Here is a 25,449-nt window from a genome sequence, read left to right on the forward strand (position 1 = left end):
GATAAATCGGGTGGCGAATAGATAAACAGCGATTTACCAAAGATTTTGGCGCCCTCTCAGAGGGAGCTCCCCGCGAAGCGGGGTGAGGGAGAGTTGACCTTATGTCCTCCCGCGGCTTTTGCCGCGGCTCTGTATGTCGCGGAAACCGCGCCATACAGAGCAACACTCCTTCCGTCAGCCGCCAAAAACAGGCGGCCGACACCTCCCTCAGAGAGGGAGGCTGTAAGAAAAAATCGCCGTTTATTATCGATAGGGCCGAAGCTAAATCGTTATTTATGTTTTAGCATATTGAAGATAAATCGGCGTTTATAAGCAGAGAACCAAAACGCTGATTTTGCGTTTTGTGTGATTCGCCTAGTTTGTTCATCAGACGTGCGAATAACGAAATAACTGAGGGCTTGGCAAGCGGAGGCACACTAAAGTGCGGTGATTGCAAGGCAATGTTCCCGCTACAGGGCGGGAACACTTTCAAATTATCCATATTGCCGCAGCATTGCAAAGCCCTCAGTTATGAAGTTAGTCGTGCGTATAAACGCCGATTTACGCTGATTTAAAGTATATCCTTCAATTCAAAGAAGATCTTTCCATCTTCCGTTACGAAGCAGGGAATGCCCAGATAGCCGTTTTCCTTCTTATCCGCGAACTCGGCGCGCTTATCGCGCATCAGGACGAATTCTTTGAGATAGGCCACGCTGTCGTCGAAATTTCTGAATTCGATATCGAGCCCCTTATCCGCTATCTCCACGAGCGCCGCGCGCACGTCGGGGCAGTGTTTGGTACCGTACATGATCGTCGTCATTGTCTTTGCCTTCCTATTATCATTCTATAAACATCGAGTCGCCGAAGGAGAAAAAGCGGTAACGCTTCTCCACCGCCTCGTTATAGACGCGCATCATCGTCTCATATCCGCCGAAGGCGGAGACGAGCATCAGCAGAGTGCTCATCGGCAGGTGAAAGTTGGTTATCAGGGCATCTATCACCCGGAAACGGTACCCGGGGCTGATGAACAGCTTGGTGTCGAGTACGCCGGGGACTATTTCGCCGTAACGCTGGGCGAATGATTCAAGGGTGCGCACCACCGTCGTGCCGACGGCGACGACGCGTCCGCCTCTCTCTTTGGCCGCCTTTATCGCCGCCGCCGCCTCCGGCGGTATTTCGCAGAATTCCGTGTGCATGACATGTTCCGCGATATTCTCGGCCTTTACGGGGCGGAAGGTGCCAAGCCCCACCTGTAAGGTGATGAAGATATGCGGCACGCCCATATCCGCGAGTTTTTTGAGCAATTCCGGCGTGAAGTGCAGCCCGGCGGTCGGCGCGGCGACGGAATTTTCCTTTTCGCGCTTCGCATAGACCGTCTGATAACGTTCGGGGTCGGCGTGGCTATCCGTTATGTAGTGCGGCAGCGGCGTGCTGCCGAAGCGGTGGATCAGCGCCAGCGGGTCGTCCTCGGGCGCGAAGATGATAGTCCGCAGACCGTCCTCAAGCCTCGCTCCCACGATGACCTCCGTTTCGCCGCCGAGCGTCACCCTCGTCCCCTCCGGCAGCTTGCGTCCGGGGCGGACGAGCGCCGTCCATTCGTTGCCCGACGCGCCTGGGTTGAGGAAGAATATCTCCACCTTCGCGCCGCCGCCGCCCTCGTTATTCTTTACGCCCTCCACGCGCGCCGGAAGGACGCGCGTATCGTTCATCACCAGCAGGTCGCCGGGGTGAAGGTATTCCGTGATGTCGCGGAAGATCCTATCCTCGGTGCCGCCGTTTTCCCTGTGTACAACAAGGAGCCGCGACGAATCTCTCGGCTCCGCGGGGTCCTGCGCTATCAGCTCTTTGGGAAGCTGATAATCGTAGGCCGCCGTCTTTGTCAGGTCTCTCTCCATATCTTTTAATAGCCTCTTTCCAGCGCCGTGCCGGGGAAATAGTATTCAAGTATCTGTCTGTAGCTCCAGCCCGCCTCGGCCAGCGCCTTGGCCGTCCATTGTGGCATACCGACGCCGTGTCCCGAGCCGCGCCCGGAGATCGTCACCGAGGAGCCGGAGGCGCCGTTCATCGAGAGCTGCGGGGCTCCCGCAGCCGTGTTATATACCGGCTGTGCCGCTGGCTGACGCACGGGCGCTGCGGGCAGTTTTTTACCGCTCATTCTAGCCTCGCCCTCGGCGATAAACTTCGGATAATCCTTTTCTTTGCCAATCATCGAAACGAGCTCCTGAACGGTAAATATCTTATTCTGCGTCATCCAGTAAAGTTTATCTACATCCTTTTCAGGCATCGTCGAACGGTCGGTAATTACAGGATAGCTCCGCTGCGCGATACTCTGGAGCGCGGAGGGAAGCGCAGCCTGCGGCGTGTAGACGGTTCCCGCGCCGAACTCGAAGAGTGTGCTCTTCACCACCCCCGCGCCGACCGCGAGACGGAACTGGCTTCCCGTGACGAGCTTCCTGCCGCCGCTGCCGTTTATCTCCAGCTGCTGTACGCGGCCGCTCTCGTCGCGCGAATAGGGACGGATCGACGATATTGAGCCAACCTGTATCCCCGCGGCGGCGAGGCTGCTTGATATCTGCTGCATGGAGAGCGTCGTCTGCCATCTTGCGTTGGGGCTGCTGTAAGAGACGGGGTCCGGGCGCGCCTGAAGGTAGGGGATGTCCTTGCCCCATACCGCCCTTGACGAGGCGCTGAAGCCGCCGCTGTCTCCATAATAGAATACCTGCGCCACCGAGCCGCCGTACTTTAGAAGCTCGCCGCCTGTCGCGCTGACCGCCTCGTCGATGGCAGGCGACTCTCCGGCGACGCCGCTGTAGCTCTGGCAGTGCACCTGGGCGCAGAGGTCATATTTACCGTGCTTCTTTGACGACAGCGTGTAGGTGCGCGCCAGCACCGCCTGTGCCTTGAGGGCCTCCACTGGCCAGGCCGGGCTCATTTCGTCCTTCAGCACTCCCTTGAGGTACTGCTCGACGTCCACCTGATTTACAATATTGAATCCTGAGCCGGAGGCCTCGAATAAAATCGAGCCGTGATAGCTCACTCCGTCGATGATGATCGGAGAGGAAGAGGTCACTGTGACCGGCATGGCGTAGCTCACCGCGCCGGCGCTCAGAGAGCCGCCGCCAGCGTATGAGAGCGAAAAGGAGCCGGTGATCGCCGGCGTCACTCCGCCGGAGGCGACCCTTATCACGTACGAGGTGCCGCCGATCTTGCACTGGCGCGCGCCGCTCTTGAGCAGGACCAGGACGTCGCGCGCCTCGGCGGCCTGCGAGAAGATGAGTATGAACAGCAGCGTGACGATATATCTTTTCACTATTTCCACCTTGAGAATATATTCAAAATCAGCGTGAGTATGAGGCTCACGACAAGCATCGTCCCGAACGGCGCGAATACGGTGAGATTTTTCTTCTGGTATGTAATATCTCCGGGCAGTTTGCCAAGAGGAATGTTCAGCTTTCCTGCGATAATTAGCACTACCCCAACCGCTGCAAGCAGTAGCCCCGCCGCGACCAGCATCTTTCCAAGCTGGCTCATGGCAGCTCATCCTCCGTTGTGAAGAGGCTGAGCTGGCTCTGCTGTATCTGTATAAAATGCGGCGATACGGGGATGCCGAGATAGTCCCAGGTGTTGCGCGTCGCCCTGCGGCCTCGCGGGGTGCGCTCAAGCAGCCCCTTCTGGATAAGGTACGGTTCGTAGATGTCCTCTATCGTCTGCGCGTCCTCGTTGAGGGCCGCGGCGAGGGTAGACAGCCCCACTGGGCCGCCGTCAAAGAGCTCTATCAGCGCGCGGAGGAACTTCCGGTCCCCTTCGTCAAGCCCCTCGGGGTCGACGCCAAGCATGTCCAGCGCGTAGCGCGAGAGGTCGCGTTCGATGAGCGTAACCTTCTTCACCTCGGCGACGTCGCGCACGCGGCGCAAAAGACGCAGCGCCACGCGCGGCGTTCCGCGCGAGCGGAGGCCGATCTCCTCCGCCGCTTCGTCGGCGATACTTACTCCAAGCACGCCGCTGCCGCGTTTGACGATCGCCGTCAGCTCCTCTGGCGAATAGAGATGCAGCTGCTCCACGATGCCGAAGCGCGCGCGCAGCGGCGAGGTGAGCAGGCCGAGGCGCGTTGTCGCGCCGATCAGCGTGAACTTCGGCAGCGCGAGGCGGATGCTGCGCGCGAGGGGGCCCTTGCCCACGACGATAGAGAGGGAAAAGTCCTCCATCGCGGGATAGAGTATCTCCTCGATATTCGCCGACATGCGGTGTATCTCGTCGATAAAGAGAACGTCGTTCGGCTGGATGTTTGAAAGTATCGCCGCGAGGTCCCCTGCGCGTTCGAGCGCCGGACCGGTGGTGACGCGGAGCGTGCCCTTCATCTCCTTCGCGATGATTCCCGCGAGTGTCGTCTTGCCAAGGCCGGGAGGGCCGTAAAAGAGAGTATGATCGAGCGGTTCGCCGCGCTGGATCGAAGCAGTCATGAAGATCGTCAGCTTGTCCTTGAGGCCGCTTTGGCCGATGAAATCATTCAACGCCTGCGGGCGGAGGGTCGATATCTCCTCCTCCTTTCCGCAGCGCATCGTCTCTATCAGTTTATTGGGGATGCTGTTATTTTCGTCCATTTCCCTACCCTATCTGCGCTGCAATATGCTCAGAGAGGCCATCAGCAGGCTCTCCTCGCTCCACTGTACGTCGTCGTCGGCCTGCGCCTTCGCCGTCGCTATGGCGCGCGCGCATTCGCCGTGTGAGAAGCCAAGCCCCGTCAGCGCGTCCGTAACGAACGAATCGAAAGAGGTCGCACCCGGAGATGCGGCTTCGGCGGCGATACCGGCGAACTTCTTTTCTATCTTAGGCTTAAGCTCAAAGCAGATACGTTCCGCCCTCTTGGCCCCTAGGCCTGGTACGGATAACATCGAGATGTTGCCGTTTTTAACCGCTTCGATGATATGACCGATGTCAAGATAACGCATGAGCGTGATTGCGAGCTTTCCCCCGACCGTCTTGACCTGCAGCAGCTCAAGAAAAAAGTCCCTCTCAGTCTCAGAGGCGAAGCCGAACATCGCAAGCCCCGCGTCGCTTATCTGGAGATAGGTGTGGCACTTCATCTCCTCGCCGAGCACGGCGGAGGCCAGCAACGCCTTTGTCGGGTAGACCTCTATCCCGAAGCCGGAAACGTCGAGAACGATGCTTTCCTTTGAAAATGACGAAAGAGTGCCGCGCAGGTAATTTATCATCTCAATATCCTTTCAGAATGTTCTGGTCGTAATTACGCATCGCGAGTCCCGCGATCGCTATCGCGAGCGCGTCGGCCGCGTCGTCGGGGCTGGGGTTCTTCTCCAGGCCGAGCAGATGGGCCACCATCCCCTGCACCTGCCCCTTTTCGGCGTTGCCGTAACCGCAGACGGCTAGCTTCACCTCGCTGGGCTTTATCTCATAGGGCTCGAAGCCGAGCTGTGCCGCGAAGAGCAGCACGACGCCGCGCGCCTGCCAGACCATCTCCGCGGTGGTGACGTTTCTGCCGAAGAAGAGCTTCTCCACCGCGACCATATCCGGCGGGAACTCCCTCGCCTTTGTCCCAAGCTCGCTGTAAAGGCATGAGAGGCGCTGAGAGAGCGAAAGCTTAGGCGGCGTCTTGATGACGCCGTAGCTCTCGCAGATCAGCGAATTTCCCAACTGTGAAACGACCCCGTAGCCCAAAGTCCCGAGCCCGGGGTCAATGCCAAGCGCTCTTATGGCGCCGTTATTACTTTGATTAGTCAAGTTCCGCCAGGATCTCGTCCGGGATGTCGAAGTTCGCGTAGACCGCCTGCACGTCGTCGTGATCCTCAAAGCGCTCGATCATCGCGAGCATCTTCGCGGCGTCCGACTTATTGCCGATAGCCACCGTATTCTTCGGCACCATCTGAACCTCGATCGTTCCCACGTTATAACCGGCCTCGCGCAGTGCCTGGGCCACCTGGGAGAGAACGTTCGGGTCGCAGGAGACCTCAAAGCCCTCTTCCTCCGCCTCAAGGTCGTCCGCGCCGGCCTCAAGGGCGGCCATCATCAGCTCGTCCTCGTCGATACCCTCGCCGAGAATCTCCACGACGCCCTTACGGTCGAAGTTCCAGGCCACGCAGCCCATTTCGCCGATCGAACCGCCGCTCTTTGAGAAAAGCGAACGCATATCGGGAGCGGTGCGGTTCCTGTTGTCCGTCATCGCCTGCACCATCACGGCCACGCCGTTAGGGCCGTAACCCTCGTAGTATATCTCCTCCATCGGGCCGCCGAGTTCGCCCGTGCCGCGCTTGATACCGCGCTCAATATTGTCGACGGGGACGTTGCCTGCCTTCGCGCGCTCTATGGCGACCTTAAGACGGAAGTTGCTGTTGGGGTCGCCGCCGCCCTCTTTCGCCGCCGCGATAATGTCCTTTACCAGCTTCTGAAAGGCCACGCCCTTCTTGGCGTCCTGTGCCGCCTTCCTGTGTTTGATACCAGACCAATGTGAATGTCCTGACAAAAAAATCACCTCATAGTTTAATTTGAAATTTTAAATTAAAGATTTTCGGGCAGTTTTGCCATTGCCGCAAAGGCTCTTTTGTGCGCCGATCTCTTAACTGCCGCTTCAATTTTTTGCTTTGCCTCTTCCGTGGCCCCGCCGGTGGCGATATAACGGTCAAGCTCTTCGTAGGTGAGCCCCATCTCCGCCTCGTCCGTCTGCCCCTCCCAGAGCGCCGCCGTCGGAGGACGGTCGATGATTTCACGCGGCACGCCGAGATGTTTCGCGACGGCCCAAACCTCGCCCTTCAGGAGATCCGCGATCGGCATCAGGTCGACGCCGGAATCGCCGTATTTGGTAAAATATCCGAAAGTTATCTCGTCCCTGTTGCTGCCGCCGCAGACAAGGTACCCATGTTGTTGGGCTATTGCGTAAAGCGTAGTCATTCGTAATCTGGGTTTAATATTGGCGGCGGAAAGTCCGCCGAGTTCTGGAAGTGAGTTTTCGATCTCTCTCTTGAGCGTGTCGTAGGATGATGAGAGATCGACCTTCATCGTCCTTATTCCTATCGCCTCTGCCAGCAGCCTCGCGTAATCCTCGTCTACCTGCATACTGTAACAGGGCATAATCACGCCGATAACCCTATTAGGCCCCAGCGACTTGGCGAGAAGCGCCGCGAGCACCGCGGAATCGATCCCGCCGCTGATGCCGAGGACCGCGCCCTTAGCTCCGGCGACGCCGAACTTTTCCTTTATCCAGCTTACCAGAAAGCGCGTTATCTTTTCCGGGTTCCGATAGATCTCCATTCCGCGTGCCTCACTTTCAAACGCCAGCAAATTTTGTGCAAAGCATATTTTATCACAAAAGCCACAGCGCCGTCATTATTTTAGATGCGAGTGACAGAATAAAGGTATAAACGCCGATTTCCTTTGGGTTGGGAAAGCGGTAAATAGCGGATTAGCTTCGACGGTGCAAGGAATAAATAACGCTTTATCTTTTGACTTTGCCCTTAAAGGCGCCCTCTGTTCATGTGAGGGAGCTGGCTCGACGATGTTTTTTCGCCGAGACTGAGGGAGAGTTGACCTTTGGTTCTCCCGCGGCTTTTGCCGCGGGCTCTGTTTGGCGCGGTTTCCGCACCAAACAGAGCAACACTCCTTCCGTCAGCCGCCAAAAGCAGGCGGCCGACACCTCCCTCAGAGAGGGAGGCTAAAAGGGCAAGTCAAAAGCTAAACCGTTACTTACCTTCGATAAGGGAAATGATAAATCGTTATTTATCTCTTTTCCCGTCTGATTTATCTTTAACGGTGGTTTATCTATACTTCGTATCCACGGGGCTGGTGTTTTCGCGGCTTGCTTTTAGAGGTTTGAAAAAGCGGGCGAACCTCCGTGATTGGTCGGAGCGCGGCGGGCCGTGCGCACGATAAGGGGCGCGGACCTTTCGCCCGCGCCCCTTGTTTCCTCTTTTGCCTCTTATTTTCCTCTCTTTATCTCTCTTATCCTACCTCTTTCTTCTCAGCCAGAGCGGTATCAGCGTCAGCATGGAGAGCGCGCCCAGTCCAGCGGCGCAGCCGTGGCTGGAGCCGCCTGACTTTTGTTTGACGACGGTCACCGTGCATGTGGCGCTCTTTTCTCCGGCCTTCGCGGTGATAACAGTTGTGCCGGCCGACAGCGCCGTCACTTTGCCCGTATCGTCCACCGCGGCGACCGCCGGATTGGAGCTTATCCAGGCGACCGCTTTATATGTCGCGTCGTCCGGTTTTACCGTCGCGGTGAGCGTTTTGCTCTCCCCGATATTCAGCGTCAGCTCTGTGAGGTCGAGGCTGACTTCGGTAACGGGAACGCCGCTGACGGCGACGGTGAATGAGAGCGGGTCTGTAACACAGCTCCTGGCGAGCGGCTTGAGGTTATTTTTGTCGCTGAAATCGGTGGCCCGCAGGTCCATGTCAAAGCTCACCGCCGTCACGCCCGGTTTTATGCCGGAGACGGCGCAGGGCCAGCGGTCAGAGATACCGGCGATATCAGGCGAGGCGACGGAGATATCGCCGCTGATGGAAAGATAGCCCGTCATATCATCCGCTGTACCCGGGTAGGAGACGAGGGCTGGAACGGAGCCGCCAATCTCCACGGAGAGCGTCCGCTCCACGGGCAGGACGGTGGTGACAACCTTTTCCATCGCCGCCGCCGACCGCCTCAAGATCGCCGGCTAACCAGCAGCTGTTGGATATGTTCCCCAAGTCATTGTATCCAGCAATGCCGCCTGCGTAGTTGTCGGAGCCGCCCGAGGCTGTGACCGTACCTCCGCTGTGGGCGTTGTTGGTTATCGTGCCGTAGCTGGTTCCCGCGATACCGCCCGCGTTGTTTTCGTTGGAGTCGCCGGAGGCCGAGACCTCGCCGCTGTTGGCGTTGTCCGTTATCGTGCCGTAGCTGGTTCCCGCGATACCGCCCGCGTGGATATAGATTTTATCTGTATTGTTGCCAATGTCAACGCTGACGACGCCGCCGACGGTGAGACCGCGGATCTCGGCGCTTTGGCCGACGAGGCCGAAGAAACCCGCGGCGAGGCCGCCGACGTCATCCGCGCTCACCACGTCGGCGGAGGCGACGATATAGCCGCTCACGGTGAAGCCGCCGCCGTCGAATTTGCCGGCGTAGCCGTTGGGGGTCTCATCCCTGTATTAACCGATCGGGGGCCAGTGCGAGGGGCTGCCGCCCTCCGAGAGGTCGATGTCATTCATGAGTTTCGCTTTGATGTCCGCGCTGACGTCGTTGACCGTCTCACGGAACCAGAGGAGATGGCCCAGTTCGGAGAGCAGATATACGCCATGGTCGTCCGAGGCCGGTTCCACGGGGGCTATCGCCGCCCGCGCGGCGGAGGGCGCGGCGAGCGCCGAGAGGAGCAGTAAGAGTAAAAATGCCGTCAGTTGTAACTTGCGGTTAGTCCTATGGGGGGGCAACCTCAGTTACTTTTGTTCCCGCGCCGACTGCGGTTTCGTACATGGTCTTGACCTCCTTGACAGTTTTATTCACTTTATCATACAGTAAATATGTTGAAAAATATAGCGGGTCATTGTAAAAATATTCCGGTTATTTTTATTTATAAAAAAATGGTTGAAACGGGGTGTGTACGGGGCAGGCGGGGGAAGAAAAGAGCGAAGCCGCGGTATGGCGCGCGGAGGTATCGCGGCCTGACGATGCGAACCATCGGCGAACAGAGGCGGCGGGGCGCACGAAACCGCCGCGGCGTACAGATGTGCCTGCCGCCAAAAGAGAGGCCCCGCCGTTTGCCCCTGTTTTGCTGCTCCGGCCTCCGAACCGGCCTTTGGCGATATTTAATGTACATGATAATGGCGGACGGTATATCTCCGGTCCGTTTTTCGCCGCCGAGCGGGGCCGTCCGGCGCGGAAAATTTTCACGCTAAGCGTCCCCAAAAATGTCGATGGGATATAATGGCGTCACAACGCTAATTTTATGGAGGGATGGCCGTGTATTCAGAGCTGAAAGCGGAAATACTGGATTTTTTTTCACGCGAACTGGATTCCCCGGAGAACAATATCGGGGGCTGTGAACGGCTGCCGGCATGGGATAATTTCATTCTCGGCTGCGCCTCGGGAGACGACCCCATATTTGAAGAATTCCGCCACGACGCCGACGTTCCCTGTTATACGCCGCGGGAACTTTTCCGTACCATTTATCCTTCGTCCGGGGCTTGCGCGGGAGAGCTTACCGTTCTCTGCTGGGTGCTGCCGCAGACCGCCGCCACACGCGGAAAAAACTCGGCGTGCCGCAGCCTTCCATCCGAGAGGTGGGGGCGCGCCAAGCTGGAGGGAGAAAGGTTTTATATTTCGCTGGGACGGCGTCTGGAGAATTTCTTCGCGGAGAGAGGGATAGAGGCCGTCTTTCCGATGGGTCATCCGGCCGAGGTGAGGCGTTTCCGTTCGGAAAAGTATTATATCGCCTCGAACTGGTCGGAGCGGCATGCCTGTTATGCGGCGGGGCTCGGCACCTTCGGTCTCTGCGACGGGCTTATCACGCCCCTCGGCAAAGCCCACCGGTGCGGCTCTATCGTCATCGGGGCGCAGCTGCCGCCTACGCCGCGCGAATACGCCGATATCCACGAATATTGCCCCTGGTTCGCCAAGGGCCTCTGCGGCCTCTGCATCAGCAGATGCCCCGCCGGCGCGCTTTCCAGGGAGGGACACGACAAGAAAAAATGCGAAAGTTTTCTGCACGGAGAATGCGTCGAGTTCTTCAAAGACCGCGGATTTCAGGTCTACGCCTGCGGCCTCTGCCAGACAAAGGTCCCCTGCGAGGATCGGATACCGGGAAGGGGAAGGCCGGAGCTGTACAGATGTTTTCTATAGTTGACCTTAGTATCTGCCGCGGCTTTCCGCGCCAAACAGAGCAGCACTCCTTCCGTCTCGCCGCAAAAGCGGCGGCGATCCACCTTCCTAAAAAGGAAGGCTCTAAGAACGTAAACCGTCATTCAGCTTTTGTTTTGTCACACCGGCCACCGAGCCGGTGTCCAGAGACTTTTGGACCACTGGATGCCGGCTCAGGCCCAGCATTACAAACCAAAACAAAACCACTTTTTTATTACTTTTTCCACCTACAGAAAATAAATCGGCGTTTAGACGTACTGGATGCTAAATAATTTGCCCCCTGAGTACCGGAGCCGTATTTTCATACGGCGAGGACACTCAGGGGGCAGGTTATGACGCAGACGGCGCGTATAAACGCCGATTTCTAGAAGTTGCCGATGCTGGCGACCATCACCGCTTTGATGGTGTGCATGCGGTTCTCGGCCTCGTCGAACTGCCTTGCGTGGCGCGACTCAAATACCTCTTCCGTCACTTCGTTTCCCTTTACCGCTGGGAGGCAGTGCAGGAAGATGACGTCGTCGTTGCCGGTGGCCTCGATGAGCTCTTTGTTGACCTGGTAGGGTTTGAGCAGAGCCTTGCGCTCGGCGGCCTTCGCCTCTTCGCCCATGGAGGCCCAGACGTCGGTGTAGATGGCGTCCGCGCCTTTGACGGCGGCCTTGGGGTCATCGGTGACGGTTATCGTCGCGCCGGATTCGCAGTCTTTCGCGATCTGCTCGCATTCGGCGACGAGGGCGGGATCGGGGAAGAGCTCCTTCGGCGAGCCGATAACGAAGTGCATACCCATCTTCGCGGCGCCGATCATCAGCGAGTTGGCGACGTTGTTGCGTCCGTCTCCGACGTAGACGAGCTTGATGCCCTTGAGGCGGCCGAAATTCTCACGGATGGTGAGGAAGTCGGCGAGCACCTGTGTCGGGTGGTAGTCGTCGGTGAGGCCGTTCCACACAGGGACGCCGGCGTATTTCGCGAGGTCCTCGACGACCTGCTGGCTGAAGCCGCGGAATTCGATGCCGTCGAACATGCGTCCGAGGACGCGGGCGGTGTCCGCGACGTCTTCTTTGTGGCCAAGCTGGATGTCGTTCTTGCCGAGGTATTCGGGATGTCCGCCCTCATCTATGGCGGCGACGGTAAAGGCGCAGCGTGTACGGGTCGAGGGCTTCTCGAAGATGAGCGCGACGTTTTTGCGCTCGAGGAGGTTGCCCTTTATCCCGGCGCGTTTTTTGTTCTTGAGGTCCGTTGAGAGGTCAAGCAGATAGTTGATCTCTTCAGGGGTATGATGCTTGAGCGAAATAAGATGGCGGTTGCGAAGATTCACAGGCATAGATGATTGCTCCCTTCAAGTTTGATATTTCTTTTATTTTAGGCTGTATATTTTACCGTCTTTTAGAGAATTGTAAATAGCTTTTTATTGAATAATTTAATATCAACTATATTTTACAATCCTATATTGGCAGCCTGTTAAGCGGCATGGACATGCAGCGCGGGCCGCCGCGTCCCCTGCCGAGCTCCGGCCCTTCCAGCTCAAGAACCTCTATCCCGTTGTCCCTGAGTATCTTTGTGGCGTTGATGTTGCGGTTGTAGGTGACGACTTTTCCGGGGGCGACGGCGAAGGTGTTGCAGCCGTCATGCCACTGTTCGCGCGCCATCTCGGCCTTGTCGCGCGCCGTCATTTTGATGAGGCGCAGATCGTCGTAGCCCAGCGCGTTGGCGACCGACCGCTGCCAGTTTTCTTTTTGTTCCAGGCTGACGAGCCGGCCCTCGTCGCTGTAGTCGAGCTGCCAGACTTTGAGCGACTCGAGGATCGGCGGGTAGATACAGAAGGCGTCGCGGTCGACCATCGTAAAGACAGTGTCGAGGTGCATGCAGTAACGCTCTTTGGGGATCTCAAAGGCGAAGATGCGCTTAATCGGGGTACGCGAGGCCAGGTTGCGGCCGATACGCTGAACGGTGGTCGGCGCGGTGCGCTGCGATACGCCGATAGCCATGGTGTCGCCGGAGATCACAAGCAGGTCTCCGCCCTCGACTTTCTGCGGCCATACTTCGTCGGGCGCGTCTCCGAACAGTATCTGCATTCCTTTGAATCTGTGGTGGTGGCCGACGATGTATTTCCAGTAGAGCGGCTCAATACGGCGGGCCTCAAAGGTCATCTGTCCGATTATGATGCCGTTTGCCACGGTCATTGCTGGGTCGCGTTGGAAGTAAAGGTTTGGGATTGGGTGGATAATGAAATCACTGCCGTTGTCAACGGATGAAACTAAGCTCAAACTGCATTTGCAGATCTCTCTGACCTCTTTTTTGGTGTAGCCTTCAATGAGATGATCCGCCAGCTCTTTTGACGGTATGTTCATCAGCTCCGTTATGAAGGCCTCCGAAAGTCGTCGGTCAAGGCACTCGAACCTGAATACATCCTTGATGAGCTGTTCACGGACCTCTACGGAGTCCATAACCTGCGCGAGGCAGTCGCTGAAGTAGAGGACCTCGGTCCCCTCTTTTCGCAGTATTTCGGCAAAGTTGTCATGCTCTTTCTGTGCCTGCGCGAGCCAGAGAAGGTCGTCGAAAAGAAGCTCGTCCATGTTTTCAATGGTAAGCCGGTCGATCTCCTTGCCGGGCCTGTGAAGCATTACCTGTCGGAGCGGCCCTGTCTCGGAGAATACACTAAATTGGCTTTCCTGGTTCATTTTTACACCTCCTAAGTTTTTATTAAAACTTATGTTGCAATAATTTTTTTGCGCTGAGAAGGTAAAAAGTTTGAAATACCAACACTACATGACTATCTTATATTTTTATCCCCATTTCGTCAACATGTTTTTTCACAAAGGATAGTTAAACTTTATATTTGGCTAAGTTTAGTAAATCACAATCTGTTCGCGGATGATTTTTTCAAAATCTTCCATTTCGCCGCGGCAGAGGAAGGCGCCCTTTTTGAAGACGATGAAGCCGTTGGGGCTTCCGGCGACGCCGAAGTCGGCCCCGGAGGCCTCTTTCGGTCCGTTCACTTCGCAGCCCATTACGGCGATGGTCATGCCTTTGTTCGCCGTCGGCGGTATGATCGCGCGGAGTTTTTCTACAAGCGCGGCGACTTCGATGCGGCGGCGGCCGCAGGTGGGACAGCTGACGAGCTGCCATCCCCTGCTGCGCAGTCCGAGGGCCTGAAGTATGTTGTAGCCCGTCTCGACCTCTTCCGCGCCAGGCGAGGTGAGGCTGACGCGGATAGTGTCGCCGATTCCCTGCGCGAGCATCAGGCCGATGCCGACCGCGCCCTTGACGATCCCGGAATTGCCGCACCCCGCCTCGGTGATGCCGATGTGGAGCGGGAAGGGCCAGCGGTTGGCAAGGATGGCGTTCGCGCGCGCCGTCTCCTCCACCGAGGAGGATTTCGCGGAGATTATGATGTCTTCAAATTTGTTTTCCAGAAGCATTTTGAGCTGTTCTTCGACGGCCAGCACGAGCGCCGCTCCCCTGTCGCCGTCTGTTTTTTCGAGCTGTGCGTTGTTTAGGGAACCGCCGTTGGCTCCGATGCGGATGACGGCCCCCAGGTCTTTCGCGGCGGCGGTCACCTCGGCAAGTCCGGCGGAGCCGCTCATGTTGCCGGGGTTTATCCTGATAGCCCGGCAGCCCGCCCCGAGGGCCGCGAGGGCGAGTCTGTGGTCAAAGTGGATGTCCGCCATAAGCGGCAGAGGGCTTTTTTTGATGAGCTCCGCAAAGGGCGCGGCGAGAGATTGTTCCGGCAGCGCCACTCTTGCGAGCTCACAGCCCGCGGCGGCGAGTTTCGCCGTCTCTTCAGCGCCGCCTGCGATATCCGTGAGGCGCGTTTTCAGCATGCTTTCGACGCGTACCGGCGCGCCGCCTCCGATTTTCAGCCCTTCGATAGAGACGCTTTTTCTGCTGCCCATGACGAATCAGCTCCTAGTGTATAAGTCTGTAGATGTCTTTGCCGGTGACGAGGAAGATCAGCGCGAGCAGGATGATGAAGCCCGCGTAGTGTATCATAGTCTCCACTCTTTCCGGTACTTTGCGGCGCGTCACCAGTTCCACAAGGATGAAGATTATCCGCCCGCCGTCGAGTGCCGGGAATGGCAGCAGGTTGAGCAGGCCGAGGTTGAGGTTTATCACGCCGAGGAAGGCGATGAAGGTCCAGAATCCTTCGCGGAAGGCGTCCCCCGCCATCGTCGCGATGCCCACGGGGCCGGTGACGTCGGCCTTTATCTGTCCGGTGAGCGCCATCCATAGGCCGCTCAGTATTTCCACGCTCATCTTCCACGAGTAGGTGAAAGCCGTGCCGAGCGCCTTTACGACGGGGTATTTTTCGTGAGAGGGCTGTACGCCGAGCAGGCGGCCGCCGGCCTCTTTGTCTACCGGCACGTCGACCGTGAAGTTTTTCTCCTCACCGCCGCGGTCGACGGTGATTTCAAAACGGTCTCCCTTTTTGTCTTTATCCTGGATGTTTTTTCTGATATCCGACCAGTTTTTAAGCTCTTTGCCGTCGATGCTCCTGATGACGTCGCCGCTTTTGAGCCCCGCGCTGTAGGCCGGGGTGTCTTCCATGATGTTTCCCAGCTTAGGCGTCTCCATGTTGTAGACGCCGTAACCGCTGAGGTAGGCCGCCGTCAGCAGCCAGGCGAGGGCGATGTTTACGGACGCTCCCGCGCCGATTATCAGGATGCGCTCCCAGGGTTTTTTATTGGCCAGCGAACGTTTGGGGTCGTAGTCAGCCGGCTTTTCTTCTCCATCTTCTCCGGCGTCCTCACCCTCAAGCTTCACAAATCCGCCGATGGGAAAGGCGCGGAAGGAGTACTGCGTCTCGCCCTTGCGCCGTCTCCAGAGCACCGGCCCCATACCGAACGAGTATTCGTGTATCATGACGTCGCGGAAGCGGGCCGCCCAGTAGTGGCCGCCCTCGTGCGACATCACGCATATTCCTATTACTATCAAAAACGAAATGATACTTATCAATTATCTGTTCCTCCGGTCTCTACATATCTTGTCCGCCATCTTTTCGCCCGTTTCGACGAGGGCGACAGCCTCTTCAAGCGTTTGCGGCGTTTTTTCGCCGCAGGCCTCAAGCACCTCCGAGATGATCTCCGCGATGGCACGGTACGATATCTCGTGATTGAGGAAATGTCTGACGGCGCTCTCGTCGGCTCCCACAAGCAGCGCCGGGTAGGCTCCTCCGAGCCGTCCCGCCTCGCGCGCGAGCGCGAAGCAGGGAAAAAGTTTCTCGTCTATCTCCCGGAAGCAAAGGTCCCAGTCTTTCGGCTCGATGGGCGGCAGGGCGTTCTCGGCGAGCGGCAAACGCCTGGGCCAGGCGATGGCCGCCGCCGCGGGCAGCCTCATGTCCGCCTGCGAGAGCAGCAGCCTGACGGTGCCGTCAATGAACTCCGCCATCCCATGTACCTGAGAGCGTGGATGTATGAGAGCGCCGACCCTCTCAGCGGGCAGGCCGAACAGCTGCATCGCCTCGATGCATTCGATGCCCTTGTTCATCAGCGTGGCGCTGTCGACGGTAATCTTCGGCCCCATCTTCCAGACGGGGTGGTTGAGCGCCGCCTCCGGCGTCACCCCTTCCATCTGTGCGGCGCTGTAGTCACGGAAAGGGCCGCCCGAGGCCGTGAGCCAGATACGCGAGACCTCCTCTTTCGGAGCGTCGCGCAGGCACTGCCAGACGGCGCTGTGTTCGCTGTCCACGGGGCGCAGCTGATCTGCCCGCTTTATTAATGGCATCACCCAGGGCCCCGCGACGACGATGCTTTCTTTATTCGCTAGGGAGACGTCGATACCGCGCATAAGGGCTTTTTGCAGCGCCTTGATCGCGGCAACGCCCGACGAGGCGAAAACCGCATGGTCGACGGAGGGCTCCTCCACCATCTCCGTGAGCCCATTGACGCCGGAGAGGCAGGTAAAGCCCTCTTCGCGCCAGTTTTTATCTTCCGGCTCCGTGAGGCATAGCAGCTTCGCGCCGTGCCTTCGGCCAAGCTCCGTCAGTTTTTTCGCGTTGCTTTTGGCCGCCAGCGCCCTTATCTCAAAGAACTGCGGGAAGCGGGCGCAGATATCAAGTACCGCGCCGCCGACGCTGCCGGTGGCTCCCGTTACCGCAAGGCGGATCTTTTTCATTTGTTATCCTACCAGCTCAAATATGACGAACGCAAGCGTACCATTGACGAGAATGCTGTCAAATCGGTCGAGCAGTCCGCCGTGTCCGGGGATTATCGAGCCGGTGTCTTTGACGCCGGCCTCGCGTTTGAGCACCGATTCGCCAAGATCGCCGAGCTGTCCCGCTATCCCGCAGAGCAGCCCCATCAGCAGCAGCGGCATCGGCGGGAAGGAAAAGAGGAGCGCCAAAAGGCCGCCGCACATGAAGCTAGCCGCCGCCCCGCCGAGGAAGCCCTCCCAGGTCTTGTGGGGACTGACCTGGCTGCAGAGAAGGTTCCTGCCCAGATGGCTGCCGACGAAATAGGCTGCGACGTCGCAGCTCCAGGTGCAGAAGAAGAGCGTGATGAGGAACATCGCGCCGAGCTCGCGCGAGCGTATGAGGATCATGAAGGACCACGGCAGCACGACGTAGGCGATACCGGCCACGGTGGCTCCCATGGTCACGAGCGCGTTGCTTTCTCCCGAGACCTGGCGCTTCAGCACCTCAAGAAAGAGCGCGATGAAGGCTATCGCCGAAATTGAGCAGAGGATGGTCGCGATGCTCATGAGGCCGAAGGCTGTGCCGAGCAGGATAAAGAGCCCGGAAACCATGATCAGCGCCGGCGAGGTGCTGAGCTTTGCCGACTGCAGTTTGTAGAACTCCCAGAGCGAGAGCATCGCGATGAGGATGACGATCGCGCTCCAGATGTGTCCTCCGAGGACAATTCCTCCAATTACCGCCAGTACGATAAATATGCTGCTGAATGCCCGCAGCTGCAGGTCGGGGCTGGAGCGGAAAAATTCTTTAAGCTTTTCCATAACGGCGTTCTCTTTCATAGTAATCTTTGACAGCCTCCTCAAGGTCTTCTTTATTGAAATCGGGCCAATATTTGTCCGTAAAATAGTATTCACTGTAAGAGCTCTGCCAAAGCCAGAAGTTACTGAGGCGCAGCTCACCGCTGGTGCGGATGATGAGGTCGGGGTCAGGGATGTCCGGCAGGTAAAGGTTCTCCCGCAGCATCTCCTCGGTTACCGTCGCCTGTGGATTTTGGGCAGTTATTTTATTTATAGCGTCTATAATTTCTTTACGTCCGCCGTAGTTCAGGCAGACTATAAGCTGGCGTTCCGTGTACTTTTCCGTCTTTTCTTCGGCGTTTCGCAGTATCTGCCGGATGTCCTCCGGCAGCGCCGCGAGGTCTCCCGCGAAGCGCATACGGGTCTCCTCTTTGCATAGTTCGTTGAGCTTTGAGCTCATATAGTAGCGGAAGAGCCCCATGAGGCCGAGCACCTCGCCCTTGGGGCGCTTCCAGTTCTCCGTAGAGAAGGCGTAGAGTGAGATATAGGGTATTCCGAGATCCTTTGCGGCGCGCACGGTGCGCTCCACGGCCCGCACTCCGGCATGGTGGCCCATGACACGCGGCAGATGCCGGGATTTTGCCCAGCGCCCGTTGCCGTCCATGATGATTGCCACGTGTTCGAGTTTTTTCTTTTCCATGTCGTTGTCGTCTGTCCTAGCCGAATTTGATGCCGCTTATCGAACCGGTCGCTTTGACGGCGTCCCACTGGCGCTTGACCTCCTGGATGTCCAGCCAGGTCAGGTGTTTGGGGCTGCCCTCTTTAGAGCTGGCGTTGCGCAGCAGGTAGCTCGGATGGAACATCGGCATGACGGCGATTCCGCGCCATTCAAACCAGCGTCCGCGGAGCTTCGTAATACCTTCGCTCGTCTGCAGTATCCAGCGCGCAGGCGTGTTTCCGAGCAGTACCATCAGCGCGGGGTTTATCAGCATTATTTGGGTCTGCAGGTGTTTGTCGCAGATCACCGTCTCCGCGGGCGTCGGCACGCGGTTTTCCGGCGGCCGGCATTTCACGATGTTTGTTATATAGACGTCTTTGCGGCTGATATCCGCCGCGGTGAGTATCTGGGTAAGAAGCTGTCCGGCCCTGCCGACGAAGGGCAGCCCCTGCGTGTCTTCGTCGGCTCCGGGTCCCTCGCCGATAAACATCAGCTTTGTATCGGGGTCGCCGTCGCCGAAGACGACTTTTGTCCGCGTCGCCGCGAGCGGACAGGCACGGCAGGCGAGGGTGTTGGCCTTCGTCTCCTCCCAGAGTGTCTTTTTCATCGCCGCCCTCTCTTCTGGGGTCAGCCTGAGCAGTATGTCTTCATTTGCCGTCATATTTGAACCTCCGCGATAACTACGTCTACAGTTTTTACGTCGAGCCCCGTGAAGTAGCGCAGGCTCACCGCTATGCGTTCTTTTACCAGATTTGCAATGCTGAGGAATTTTTTATCGCCGAGCGTCACCGTAAGTTTCATCTCGATGCGAAGCGACTCCTCCTCTTCGGGGCTTACTTTGACCTCGTTGACCTTCGCTACCTGCGCCGTGCGGCTGGCGATAAACGAGGCGAGCTCCTCGATGGCCTCCGTCTCGATGTGGACGTTGCCGTAGAAGCTGAACGGCGGCCGCACGATAGTCTTTTCTCCCTCGTGCTTGTCCTTTGATTTCCAGAATACCCGCAGCTGGCCTACGAGCTTGCCAGCGAAATTCTTGCGCACGAGCACATGGGATACCGGTATGACGTGCTGCCCTTTGCTGAAACGTTCACGGCGCGCCTTCAGTATCTCCTCCGGCGTCGCGACGTCCTCTATGTGGACTATCTGCTCCGGTGCGGGCAGTTTCAGCTTGCGCAGTATCCGCATCGCCATGTTGTCAGAGGTGGCGATGACCATCACGGAACAGGGGGCGGCCGAACGGAAGTAGTCGATAACCTCTTTGCGGTGGTCGTCGAACTCGAAGATGGCGCGCCTGATGGCGCTCACCTGGTTCCTCTCCGATTTGGCGCTTTTGCCGCAGACGATGCTGCCCTTATGGATCACGAGCCCGTCGTCTATTATGTAATCGGCGTCAACCAACGAAGCGACGAGCTGGGCCCTCTGGCTTTTGCCGGTGCCCGCCGCGCCAACGAAGGCGGATGTTTTTACATTTGGTATCAGAGGCTGTCTGTCTTCAGCCATTCCGCACACTCCTCTATTATTCCGTTATTCGGCAAAGCTTATATCCGCTCCAAGGGCGCGCAGCTTGTCCACCAGCCCCTCGTAACCGCGCCAGACGTGCTGGAGGTCGCAGATCATCGTCTCCTCCTCGGTGGCGAGGCCGAGCAGGATCAGCGCCGCTCCAGCACGGAGATTTGAAGAATGGACCTCCGCACCGTTGAGTTTGCCGACGCCGGTGACGATCGCGATGTTGTCCTGAACTTCGATTTTGGCCCCCATCTTCTTAAATTCGTTGATGTGGAGCAGGCGTGAGTCAAAGACGCTCTCATGGACGACGCTGGTGCCGCCCGCGAGGGTCAGCACCGCCATCAGCTGCGGCTGCGTATCCGTTGGGAAGCCTGGATAGGGCATTGTCTTGATCGTTACGCCCTTAAGGGGGGCGACCCATTTCGCCGTAATCTCGCTGCCGAAGACGTCGATCTCGACGCCGGCCTCCTGCAGCTTGTTGAGTATCGCCTCCATGTAATTCGCCGAGATGCCCTTCACGGTGACGCTGCCGTTGGTGATCACGCCGGCCATGAGGTAGGTGGCCGCCTCTATGCGGTCGGGAATGATCTCGCCGCTCGCCGAATGGAGCGAATCCATGCCCGTGACACGGATCGTCTCCGTGCCGTCGCCCTTTACTGGGGCGCCCATAAGGCGCAGGATCTCCGCGAGGTTCACGATCTCTGGCTCTTTCGCGGCGTTTTCGATGAAGGTTGTGCCCTCCGCGAGGGCCGCCGCCATCATAAGGTTTTCCGTGGCCCCCACCGAGGGGAAGTCGAGCGTTATCGTCGCCCCTTTGAGGCGTCCGGCGGTTGCCGTCACCGCACCGCCCTTGAGCTCTATCTCCGCCCCCATCTTCGCAAGTCCCTTGAGGTGGAAGTCCAGAGGACGGCTGCCGAGCACGCAGCCTCCCGGCAGCGGGAGCAGCGCGCGGCCGCATCTCGCGACAAGCGGGCCGAGTACGAGCGAGGAGGCGCGCATCTTGCGCACAAGCTCCACCGGCGTTTCGCAGTTGAGCTCCTCCGGCACGTCTATGGTCATGCAGTGGTCGTTAAAGTCCACCTTCGCTCCGAGATGGCGCAGCAGATCGCACATCGTGTGTATGTCGTAGAGGTCGGGGACCCCTTCCAGCTTCAGCGACTCCCCTTTCAGGAGGATGGAGGCCGCCATTACAGGCAGAGCGGCGTTCTTGGCTCCCTGGACGGATATGGTCCCGCTGAGCCTTTTGCCGCCGCGTATGATCATTTTTTCTGCCAATTTTTTCAATCCGTGAGTTTCCATCTAGTCCCGCAGACTCTCCTTTAGAGTATTTGCTATCTTGATCGAGGCCGTGCCGTCTCCGAAAGGCTGCGCCGCGCATCTCTTTTCTATTTCGGCTATCATCGCCGGGTCGTTCAGCAGTTCGAGCGCCGTACCGAGTATCTTCTCACGGTCGACGCCTACAAGCAGACCGCTGCCGTGCTCCACCGCCTCTGGGCGCTCCGTGACGTCTCTGAGGATGAGCACCGGCTTTTTTATCGCCGAGGCCTCCTCCTGCACGCCGCCGCTGTCGCTGAGGATAAACTTTGAGGCGTTCATCGCCCAGACAAAGTCAGGATAGTCGAGCGGGTCGCAGAGAATGACCTTCTCCCTGCCGTCGAGGTATTTATGTATTATCTCACGGACGGCGGGATTTTTGTGCATCGGAATGACCATCCACAGCTCCGGGTGGCTCTCAAGTATCCCCACGAGGGCGCGGCAGATATCTTCAAGCGGTTTTCCCCATGATTCGCGGCGGTGGGCCGTGACGAGGACGAAGGGCGCGCCCTCAGGCAGGGCCCGGAGCTCTTCGCACTCCGGCTTGGTCTGGGCGGCGACAGTATAGAAAAGGGCGTCGATCACTGTGTTCCCCGTGACGCTTATGCCGCTCTCCGGCAGCCCCTCTTTTCTGAGGTTGTCAGCCGCGAGCTCCGTCGGTGCGAAGCCCCAGGTCACGATCTTATCGATGAGGACACGGTTCATCTCCTCGGGGAAGGGCAGCCTCATATTCCAGCTGCGAAGTCCCGCCTCGACGTGGCCGATGGGAATATTGCGGTAAAAGGCGGCGAGCCCCGCCGCGAAGGTGGTCGTCGTATCGCCGTGTACCAGTACAGCCGCCGGCTTGACCTCGTCAAAATATTCGCCCGCGCCGGTGAGCACCGACGATGTTATGTAATCGAGCGTCTGGCGCTCCTTCATGATGTGCAGATTCCTGTCCGCCGTGAGGCTGAAGAAGTCAAGCACCTGGTCGAGCATGGCCGCGTGCTGTCCCGTGGCCAGTATCCTCACGTCAAAGTAGTCCTGTTTCACCAGCGCTATAACGACGGGGGCCATTTTTATGGCCTCGGGTCTTGTCCCTATGACGCATACTATTTTTTTCTTGTCCATTACGGCGCCTCCTTATATGTTAAAAGAATTTGAATACCGGCAGCCCCATAAGGCGCATGCCAAGGGCAATGATGAGCGCGTGCGCCGACCCCATCACGATAAGCGTTGCGAATTTGGGCAGGCCGAAATCCTGCAGCTTGTGGTGCGCGTGTCCCCTGTCCGGCTCAAAGGGGGACTTTTTGTGGATCACCCTGCGCGTCATCGCTACGAGCGTGTCCATGACTGGTACGCCTCCAAGAAAGAGCAGTATAAAGCCTAGGTGTATAAATCCGGTCCCGAAGATATGCGGGAATATGCTCCACGCAAGCTGCGACGAACAGATGTATCCTAGAAGGGTGCTGCCGCCGTCTCCGAGAAAGGTACGCGGCTGCGGAAAGTTCCAGAGCAGGACGCCGAATACCAGACCCGCGAAGGGCAGCCAGACTCCCCTGCCGCCCGCGATCAGCGCGCAGAGCGCGGTGATGAGCGTTATCGTAAGGCAGAGGCCGTCCATCCCGTCTATGAGGTTGTAGGCGTTGGTGGCGCCCGCAATCCAGAGGACGAAGAGCAGCCGCTGCCACAGCGGCACAGGCAGCGGATAGATGACCCAGGCGGCGGCGAGGAGGTGGAATATCAGGCGCAGCAGAGGCGGCAGCGGATGCATGTCGTCCATGTAGCCGACGATAAAGATCACCGAAGCCCCTGTAGCAATATAGGGCACCTCGACGCCGGGGTTGCCGGTGAAGAGGGCCCACATGAGATAGCCGCTCCACAGAACAAGCCCCGCGCCGCGGGGCATGATGTTGTGATGTTTCTTTCTTCCTCCGGGTATGTCAAGCAGGCGGAATTTCTGCGCCAGCGCGATCGCGATCGGCGTGCCTACCAGTCCCCAGAGGAAGGTTAAGAGCGTAAACAGATAGATTGAAAGCAATTTATATTCCTTTCATTTTTGTGGAGCCACCGGTCGGGCGGCTTTATTATTACTTTGTTCCGAATAGCCTGTCTCCCGCGTCTCCGAGTCCGGGGACGATGTACCCGTGATCGTTGAGATGGCTGTCGACGGCCGCTGTGTATATATCCACATCGGGGTGAGCCTCGTGGAAGGCGGCTATTCCTTCGGGAGCGGCGAGCAGCGAGACGAGCGAGACCTTTTTACCGCCCCTGTCCTTGATGTGGCTGACGGCCGCCGCCGCCGAACCGCCGGTGGCTAGCATCGGGTCGACGACGAATATCTCGCGTTCCGAAATGTCACACGGCAGTTTGCAGTAGTAGTCGACGGGTTTCAGCGTATCGGGGTCGCGGTAGAGGCCGATATGTCCCACTTTAGCGTTGGGGACGAGTTTAAGGATGCCCTCTACCATGCCGAGGCCGGCGCGCAGGACGGGGACGATCGCAAGCTTTTTGCCCGAGATGGTGAATACGCGCGTCTTAGCGACGGGGGTCTCGATCTCCACCTCTTCCAGCGGCAGGTGGCGCGTCACCTCGTAGACCATGAGTCCGGCGACCTCCTGCACGAGGTCGCGGAAGTCCTTTGAGGATGTCTCTTTATTGCGCATGAGCCCGAGCTTGTGGCGCACGAGCGGGTGGTCGATGACCACGGTCCTGCCGCCGCCGGAGGCCGCCTCGCGGGAGTTTGAGTTCTCGTTTTCGTAGGCGCTGATCTTCTCAAGCCGGAAGCAGTGCCGTCCGCCTTCGAAGGGCTCCGCGAGCCACGCCTTGACCATATCTTCGGCGACGTCCGAGCCGAGCACGCGCGCGCCGAGCACGAGGATATTGGCGTCGTTATGGCGGCGGCTCATGACCGCCGTGAAGTGGTCGTGGCAGAGCGCCGCTCGTATTCCTTTGACCTTGTTCGCGACGATGCTCATGCCGATGCCGGTGCCGCAGACGAGGATGCCGCGCTCGGCTTTGTGGCTCGCCACGGCGTCGGCGGCCTTGAATCCCCAATCGGGGTAATCGACGCGCACGTCGCCGGATGCTGTGCCGCAGTCGAGTACCTCATGCCCAGCGTTAGCAAGGCTCTCTTTTATCTCTTCCTTTAGTTCATATCCCGCGTGGTCCGAAGCTACCGCTATCTTCATAATTTATCAGTTCCTCCGTATGGATTATTTATTTTACAACCTTCTGAATTATTTCGCCCGCGAGCGTATAGGGGTCGGCCTTTCTTGATGAGAGCTCATCCATCAGAGAATCAGTCCGGCGCTCCTTCCAGGCGTTTTCCACGAGCAGCGATATTTCGCCCCTCAGGATCGCTTCGACCTCCATCTCAAGCTGCGACCAGCGGCGGCGTTTGCCCTCTTCGCTGTTGTGGAGGTAGGCGCTGTGATTCTTGATAATATCCTTTACCTCGTCGATGCCGGTATTTTTGTTCGATGAGACGAGCGCCACCGGCGGCACCCATTCGCGCTCGCCGAGCATTTTGAGCATCACCTGAACGTCGGCGGCGACCTTGTCGGCCCCCTCTTTGTCGGACTTGTTGACGACGAATACGTCGGCGATCTCCATGATACCGGCCTTCATTATCTGGACGTCGTCGCCCATGCCGGGCGTGAGGATGAGGCAGACGGTGTCCGCGATCTTCACGATGTCGACCTCAGACTGCCCAACGCCGACGGTCTCGATTATCACAACGTCGAAGCCACAGGCGTCGAGGATCAGCGCCCCTTCGTGCGTGCCGCGGCTGACGCCTCCGAGGTTGCCGCGCGAACCCATGCTGCGGATAAATACGCCCTCCTCAACGGCGTGGTCCTGCATACGCAGGCGGTCTCCCAGTATCGCGCCGCCCGTGAAGGGGCTTGAGGGGTCTATAGCGATGACGCCGACCTGCTTGCCCTCAGCCCTGAACTGCGCTATTAGACGGTTCACAAAGGTGCTCTTTCCCGCCCCGGGGCTGCCGGTAATACCGATCACCTGCGCCCTGCCGGTCTTTGGATAGACGGCCTTCATGATCTCCTTGGAGGTAGGTGAATCCGCCTCGACAAGGCTGATGAGGCGTCCGATCGATCTCGTGTCTCCGGCTAACGCGCGTTCGAGTAGCTTATTCATTGTCACAACTCTCTCCCTGTGTTTATTTTAAATTATACTG

27 protein-coding genes are annotated in these 25,449 nt (G+C 58.2%); 1 reads left to right on the top strand and 26 read right to left on the bottom strand.

Annotated features, from left to right (window positions below; genetic code table 11):
- Positions 1 to 550: 550 nt before the first annotated feature.
- The 12 genes from BED41_RS07895 to BED41_RS07950 form a co-directional block, all read right to left on the bottom strand.
- On the bottom strand, positions 551 to 799 hold the full coding sequence (locus BED41_RS07895; RefSeq protein WP_066744664.1) for a hypothetical protein: 249 nt from the start codon (positions 797 to 799) through the stop codon (positions 551 to 553).
- Positions 800 to 818: 19 nt separating this feature from the next.
- Complete coding sequence (queA, locus tag BED41_RS07900; RefSeq protein WP_066744665.1) at positions 819 to 1,874, bottom strand: tRNA preQ1(34) S-adenosylmethionine ribosyltransferase-isomerase QueA; 1,056 nt, start codon at positions 1,872 to 1,874, stop codon at positions 819 to 821.
- Between the two features lie 5 nt (positions 1,875 to 1,879).
- Positions 1,880 to 3,289 carry a SpoIID/LytB domain-containing protein gene (locus BED41_RS07905; RefSeq protein ID WP_066744666.1) on the bottom strand — a complete coding sequence of 470 codons (1,410 nt, stop codon included), beginning with the start codon at positions 3,287 to 3,289 and terminating at the stop codon, positions 1,880 to 1,882.
- Positions 3,289 to 3,510: a DUF2905 domain-containing protein gene (locus tag BED41_RS07910; protein ID WP_066744667.1), complete on the bottom strand. Its 222-nt coding sequence runs from the start codon at positions 3,508 to 3,510 to the stop codon at positions 3,289 to 3,291. The genes BED41_RS07905 and BED41_RS07910 overlap by 1 nt, the downstream gene beginning before the upstream one ends.
- A complete protein-coding gene (gene ruvB, locus BED41_RS07915; protein ID WP_066744668.1) occupies positions 3,507 to 4,580 on the bottom strand; it encodes a Holliday junction branch migration DNA helicase RuvB in 1,074 nt (357 codons plus the stop codon). The genes BED41_RS07910 and ruvB overlap by 4 nt, the downstream gene beginning before the upstream one ends.
- A gap of 9 nt (positions 4,581 to 4,589) precedes the next feature.
- Positions 4,590 to 5,192, bottom strand: a complete 603-nt coding sequence (ruvA, locus tag BED41_RS07920; RefSeq protein WP_066744669.1) for a Holliday junction branch migration protein RuvA — start codon at positions 5,190 to 5,192, stop codon at positions 4,590 to 4,592.
- Position 5,193: 1 nt separating this feature from the next.
- A complete protein-coding gene (gene ruvC, locus BED41_RS07925; protein ID WP_066744671.1) occupies positions 5,194 to 5,718 on the bottom strand; it encodes a crossover junction endodeoxyribonuclease RuvC in 525 nt (174 codons plus the stop codon).
- A complete protein-coding gene (locus BED41_RS07930) occupies positions 5,711 to 6,457 on the bottom strand; it encodes a YebC/PmpR family DNA-binding transcriptional regulator (protein WP_066744673.1) in 747 nt (248 codons plus the stop codon). The genes ruvC and BED41_RS07930 overlap by 8 nt, the downstream gene beginning before the upstream one ends.
- Before the next feature lie 35 nt (positions 6,458 to 6,492).
- Positions 6,493 to 7,242, bottom strand: a complete 750-nt coding sequence (gene nadE, locus BED41_RS07935) for an NAD(+) synthase (protein ID WP_066744675.1) — start codon at positions 7,240 to 7,242, stop codon at positions 6,493 to 6,495.
- 692 nt (positions 7,243 to 7,934) lie between these two features.
- Positions 7,935 to 8,609, bottom strand: a complete 675-nt coding sequence (locus BED41_RS07940) for an Ig-like domain-containing protein (protein WP_084002337.1) — start codon at positions 8,607 to 8,609, stop codon at positions 7,935 to 7,937.
- On the bottom strand, positions 8,506 to 9,054 hold the full coding sequence (locus BED41_RS07945) for a hypothetical protein (RefSeq protein WP_066744679.1): 549 nt from the start codon (positions 9,052 to 9,054) through the stop codon (positions 8,506 to 8,508). Before BED41_RS07945 ends, BED41_RS07940 begins: the two co-directional genes overlap by 104 nt.
- 57 nt (positions 9,055 to 9,111) lie before the next feature.
- Positions 9,112 to 9,390, bottom strand: coding sequence for a hypothetical protein (locus BED41_RS07950; RefSeq protein WP_066744680.1), 279 nt, complete (start codon positions 9,388 to 9,390; stop codon positions 9,112 to 9,114).
- A 529-nt stretch (positions 9,391 to 9,919) separates the two neighbouring features.
- Between BED41_RS07950 and BED41_RS07955 the strand changes: the two genes are divergently transcribed.
- Positions 9,920 to 10,798 (top strand): epoxyqueuosine reductase, encoded by an 879-nt coding sequence (locus BED41_RS07955; protein ID WP_157102304.1) that lies wholly within the window; start codon positions 9,920 to 9,922, stop codon positions 10,796 to 10,798.
- 382 nt (positions 10,799 to 11,180) lie between these two features.
- On the opposite strand, the gene argF is transcribed toward BED41_RS07955, so the two are convergent.
- The 14 genes from argF to meaB all read right to left on the bottom strand — a co-directional run bounded on the left by argF (position 11,181) and on the right by meaB (position 25,409).
- Positions 11,181 to 12,134 carry an ornithine carbamoyltransferase gene (argF, locus tag BED41_RS07960; protein ID WP_066744684.1) on the bottom strand — a complete coding sequence of 318 codons (954 nt, stop codon included), beginning with the start codon at positions 12,132 to 12,134 and terminating at the stop codon, positions 11,181 to 11,183.
- Positions 12,135 to 12,255: 121 nt separating this feature from the next.
- Entirely contained in the window at positions 12,256 to 13,491 is a 1,236-nt protein-coding gene (locus BED41_RS07965; protein ID WP_066744686.1) for an arginine deiminase, read from the bottom strand.
- Between the two features lie 168 nt (positions 13,492 to 13,659).
- Positions 13,660 to 14,706, bottom strand: a complete 1,047-nt coding sequence (gene ispG / locus BED41_RS07970) for a (E)-4-hydroxy-3-methylbut-2-enyl-diphosphate synthase (RefSeq protein WP_066744688.1) — start codon at positions 14,704 to 14,706, stop codon at positions 13,660 to 13,662.
- A gap of 13 nt (positions 14,707 to 14,719) precedes the next feature.
- Complete coding sequence (gene rseP, locus BED41_RS07975; RefSeq protein ID WP_084002338.1) at positions 14,720 to 15,766, bottom strand: RIP metalloprotease RseP; 1,047 nt, start codon at positions 15,764 to 15,766, stop codon at positions 14,720 to 14,722.
- Positions 15,767 to 16,924: a 1-deoxy-D-xylulose-5-phosphate reductoisomerase gene (locus tag BED41_RS07980; protein WP_066744690.1), complete on the bottom strand. Its 1,158-nt coding sequence runs from the start codon at positions 16,922 to 16,924 to the stop codon at positions 15,767 to 15,769. It lies immediately after the preceding gene.
- A 3-nt stretch (positions 16,925 to 16,927) separates the two neighbouring features.
- Entirely contained in the window at positions 16,928 to 17,761 is an 834-nt protein-coding gene (locus BED41_RS07985; protein ID WP_066749115.1) for a phosphatidate cytidylyltransferase, read from the bottom strand.
- Positions 17,748 to 18,437 carry a polyprenyl diphosphate synthase gene (gene uppS, locus BED41_RS07990; protein ID WP_066744692.1) on the bottom strand — a complete coding sequence of 230 codons (690 nt, stop codon included), beginning with the start codon at positions 18,435 to 18,437 and terminating at the stop codon, positions 17,748 to 17,750. Before uppS ends, BED41_RS07985 begins: the two co-directional genes overlap by 14 nt.
- A gap of 16 nt (positions 18,438 to 18,453) precedes the next feature.
- Positions 18,454 to 19,116 (bottom strand): uracil-DNA glycosylase, encoded by a 663-nt coding sequence (locus BED41_RS07995; RefSeq protein WP_066744694.1) that lies wholly within the window; start codon positions 19,114 to 19,116, stop codon positions 18,454 to 18,456.
- Entirely contained in the window at positions 19,113 to 19,955 is an 843-nt protein-coding gene (locus BED41_RS08000) for an Asp23/Gls24 family envelope stress response protein (RefSeq protein WP_066744699.1), read from the bottom strand. The genes BED41_RS07995 and BED41_RS08000 overlap by 4 nt, the downstream gene beginning before the upstream one ends.
- Before the next feature lie 24 nt (positions 19,956 to 19,979).
- On the bottom strand, positions 19,980 to 21,260 hold the full coding sequence (gene murA / locus BED41_RS08005; protein ID WP_066744700.1) for a UDP-N-acetylglucosamine 1-carboxyvinyltransferase: 1,281 nt from the start codon (positions 21,258 to 21,260) through the stop codon (positions 19,980 to 19,982).
- A complete protein-coding gene (gene wecB / locus BED41_RS08010) occupies positions 21,261 to 22,385 on the bottom strand; it encodes a non-hydrolyzing UDP-N-acetylglucosamine 2-epimerase (protein ID WP_066744701.1) in 1,125 nt (374 codons plus the stop codon). It lies immediately after the preceding gene.
- Between the two features lie 19 nt (positions 22,386 to 22,404).
- Positions 22,405 to 23,295 (bottom strand): glycosyltransferase family 4 protein, encoded by an 891-nt coding sequence (locus tag BED41_RS08015; protein WP_066744702.1) that lies wholly within the window; start codon positions 23,293 to 23,295, stop codon positions 22,405 to 22,407.
- A gap of 49 nt (positions 23,296 to 23,344) precedes the next feature.
- Complete coding sequence (gene upp / locus BED41_RS08020; protein ID WP_066744703.1) at positions 23,345 to 24,445, bottom strand: uracil phosphoribosyltransferase; 1,101 nt, start codon at positions 24,443 to 24,445, stop codon at positions 23,345 to 23,347.
- A gap of 28 nt (positions 24,446 to 24,473) precedes the next feature.
- Complete coding sequence (meaB, locus tag BED41_RS08025) at positions 24,474 to 25,409, bottom strand: methylmalonyl Co-A mutase-associated GTPase MeaB (RefSeq protein WP_066744705.1); 936 nt, start codon at positions 25,407 to 25,409, stop codon at positions 24,474 to 24,476.
- Positions 25,410 to 25,449 lie beyond the last annotated feature (40 nt).

This window comes from Cloacibacillus porcorum (assembly GCF_001701045.1).
GTDB classification, from domain to species: Bacteria; Synergistota; Synergistia; order Synergistales; family Synergistaceae; genus Cloacibacillus; species Cloacibacillus porcorum.

Coding starts and splice junctions, on each gene's coding strand:
- BED41_RS07895 (WP_066744664.1), bottom strand. CDS start 799: ATGACGACGATCATGTACGGTACCAAACACTGCCCCGACGTGCGCGCG.
- queA (WP_066744665.1), bottom strand. CDS start 1,874: ATGGAGAGAGACCTGACAAAGACGGCGGCCTACGATTATCAGCTTCCC.
- BED41_RS07910 (WP_066744667.1), bottom strand. CDS start 3,510: ATGAGCCAGCTTGGAAAGATGCTGGTCGCGGCGGGGCTACTGCTTGCA.
- ruvB (WP_066744668.1), bottom strand. CDS start 4,580: ATGGACGAAAATAACAGCATCCCCAATAAACTGATAGAGACGATGCGC.
- ruvA (WP_066744669.1), bottom strand. CDS start 5,192: ATGATAAATTACCTGCGCGGCACTCTTTCGTCATTTTCAAAGGAAAGC.
- nadE (WP_066744675.1), bottom strand. CDS start 7,242: ATGGAGATCTATCGGAACCCGGAAAAGATAACGCGCTTTCTGGTAAGC.
- BED41_RS07940 (WP_084002337.1), bottom strand. CDS start 8,609: ATGGAAAAGGTTGTCACCACCGTCCTGCCCGTGGAGCGGACGCTCTCC.
- argF (WP_066744684.1), bottom strand. CDS start 12,134: ATGCCTGTGAATCTTCGCAACCGCCATCTTATTTCGCTCAAGCATCAT.
- BED41_RS07965 (WP_066744686.1), bottom strand. CDS start 13,491: ATGAACCAGGAAAGCCAATTTAGTGTATTCTCCGAGACAGGGCCGCTC.
- ispG (WP_066744688.1), bottom strand. CDS start 14,706: ATGGGCAGCAGAAAAAGCGTCTCTATCGAAGGGCTGAAAATCGGAGGC.
- BED41_RS07980 (WP_066744690.1), bottom strand. CDS start 16,924: ATGAAAAAGATCCGCCTTGCGGTAACGGGAGCCACCGGCAGCGTCGGC.
- BED41_RS07985 (WP_066749115.1), bottom strand. CDS start 17,761: ATGGAAAAGCTTAAAGAATTTTTCCGCTCCAGCCCCGACCTGCAGCTG.
- uppS (WP_066744692.1), bottom strand. CDS start 18,437: ATGGAAAAGAAAAAACTCGAACACGTGGCAATCATCATGGACGGCAAC.
- BED41_RS07995 (WP_066744694.1), bottom strand. CDS start 19,116: ATGACGGCAAATGAAGACATACTGCTCAGGCTGACCCCAGAAGAGAGG.
- BED41_RS08000 (WP_066744699.1), bottom strand. CDS start 19,955: ATGGCTGAAGACAGACAGCCTCTGATACCAAATGTAAAAACATCCGCC.
- murA (WP_066744700.1), bottom strand. CDS start 21,260: ATGGAAACTCACGGATTGAAAAAATTGGCAGAAAAAATGATCATACGC.
- wecB (WP_066744701.1), bottom strand. CDS start 22,385: ATGGACAAGAAAAAAATAGTATGCGTCATAGGGACAAGACCCGAGGCC.
- upp (WP_066744703.1), bottom strand. CDS start 24,445: ATGAAGATAGCGGTAGCTTCGGACCACGCGGGATATGAACTAAAGGAA.
- meaB (WP_066744705.1), bottom strand. CDS start 25,409: ATGAATAAGCTACTCGAACGCGCGTTAGCCGGAGACACGAGATCGATC.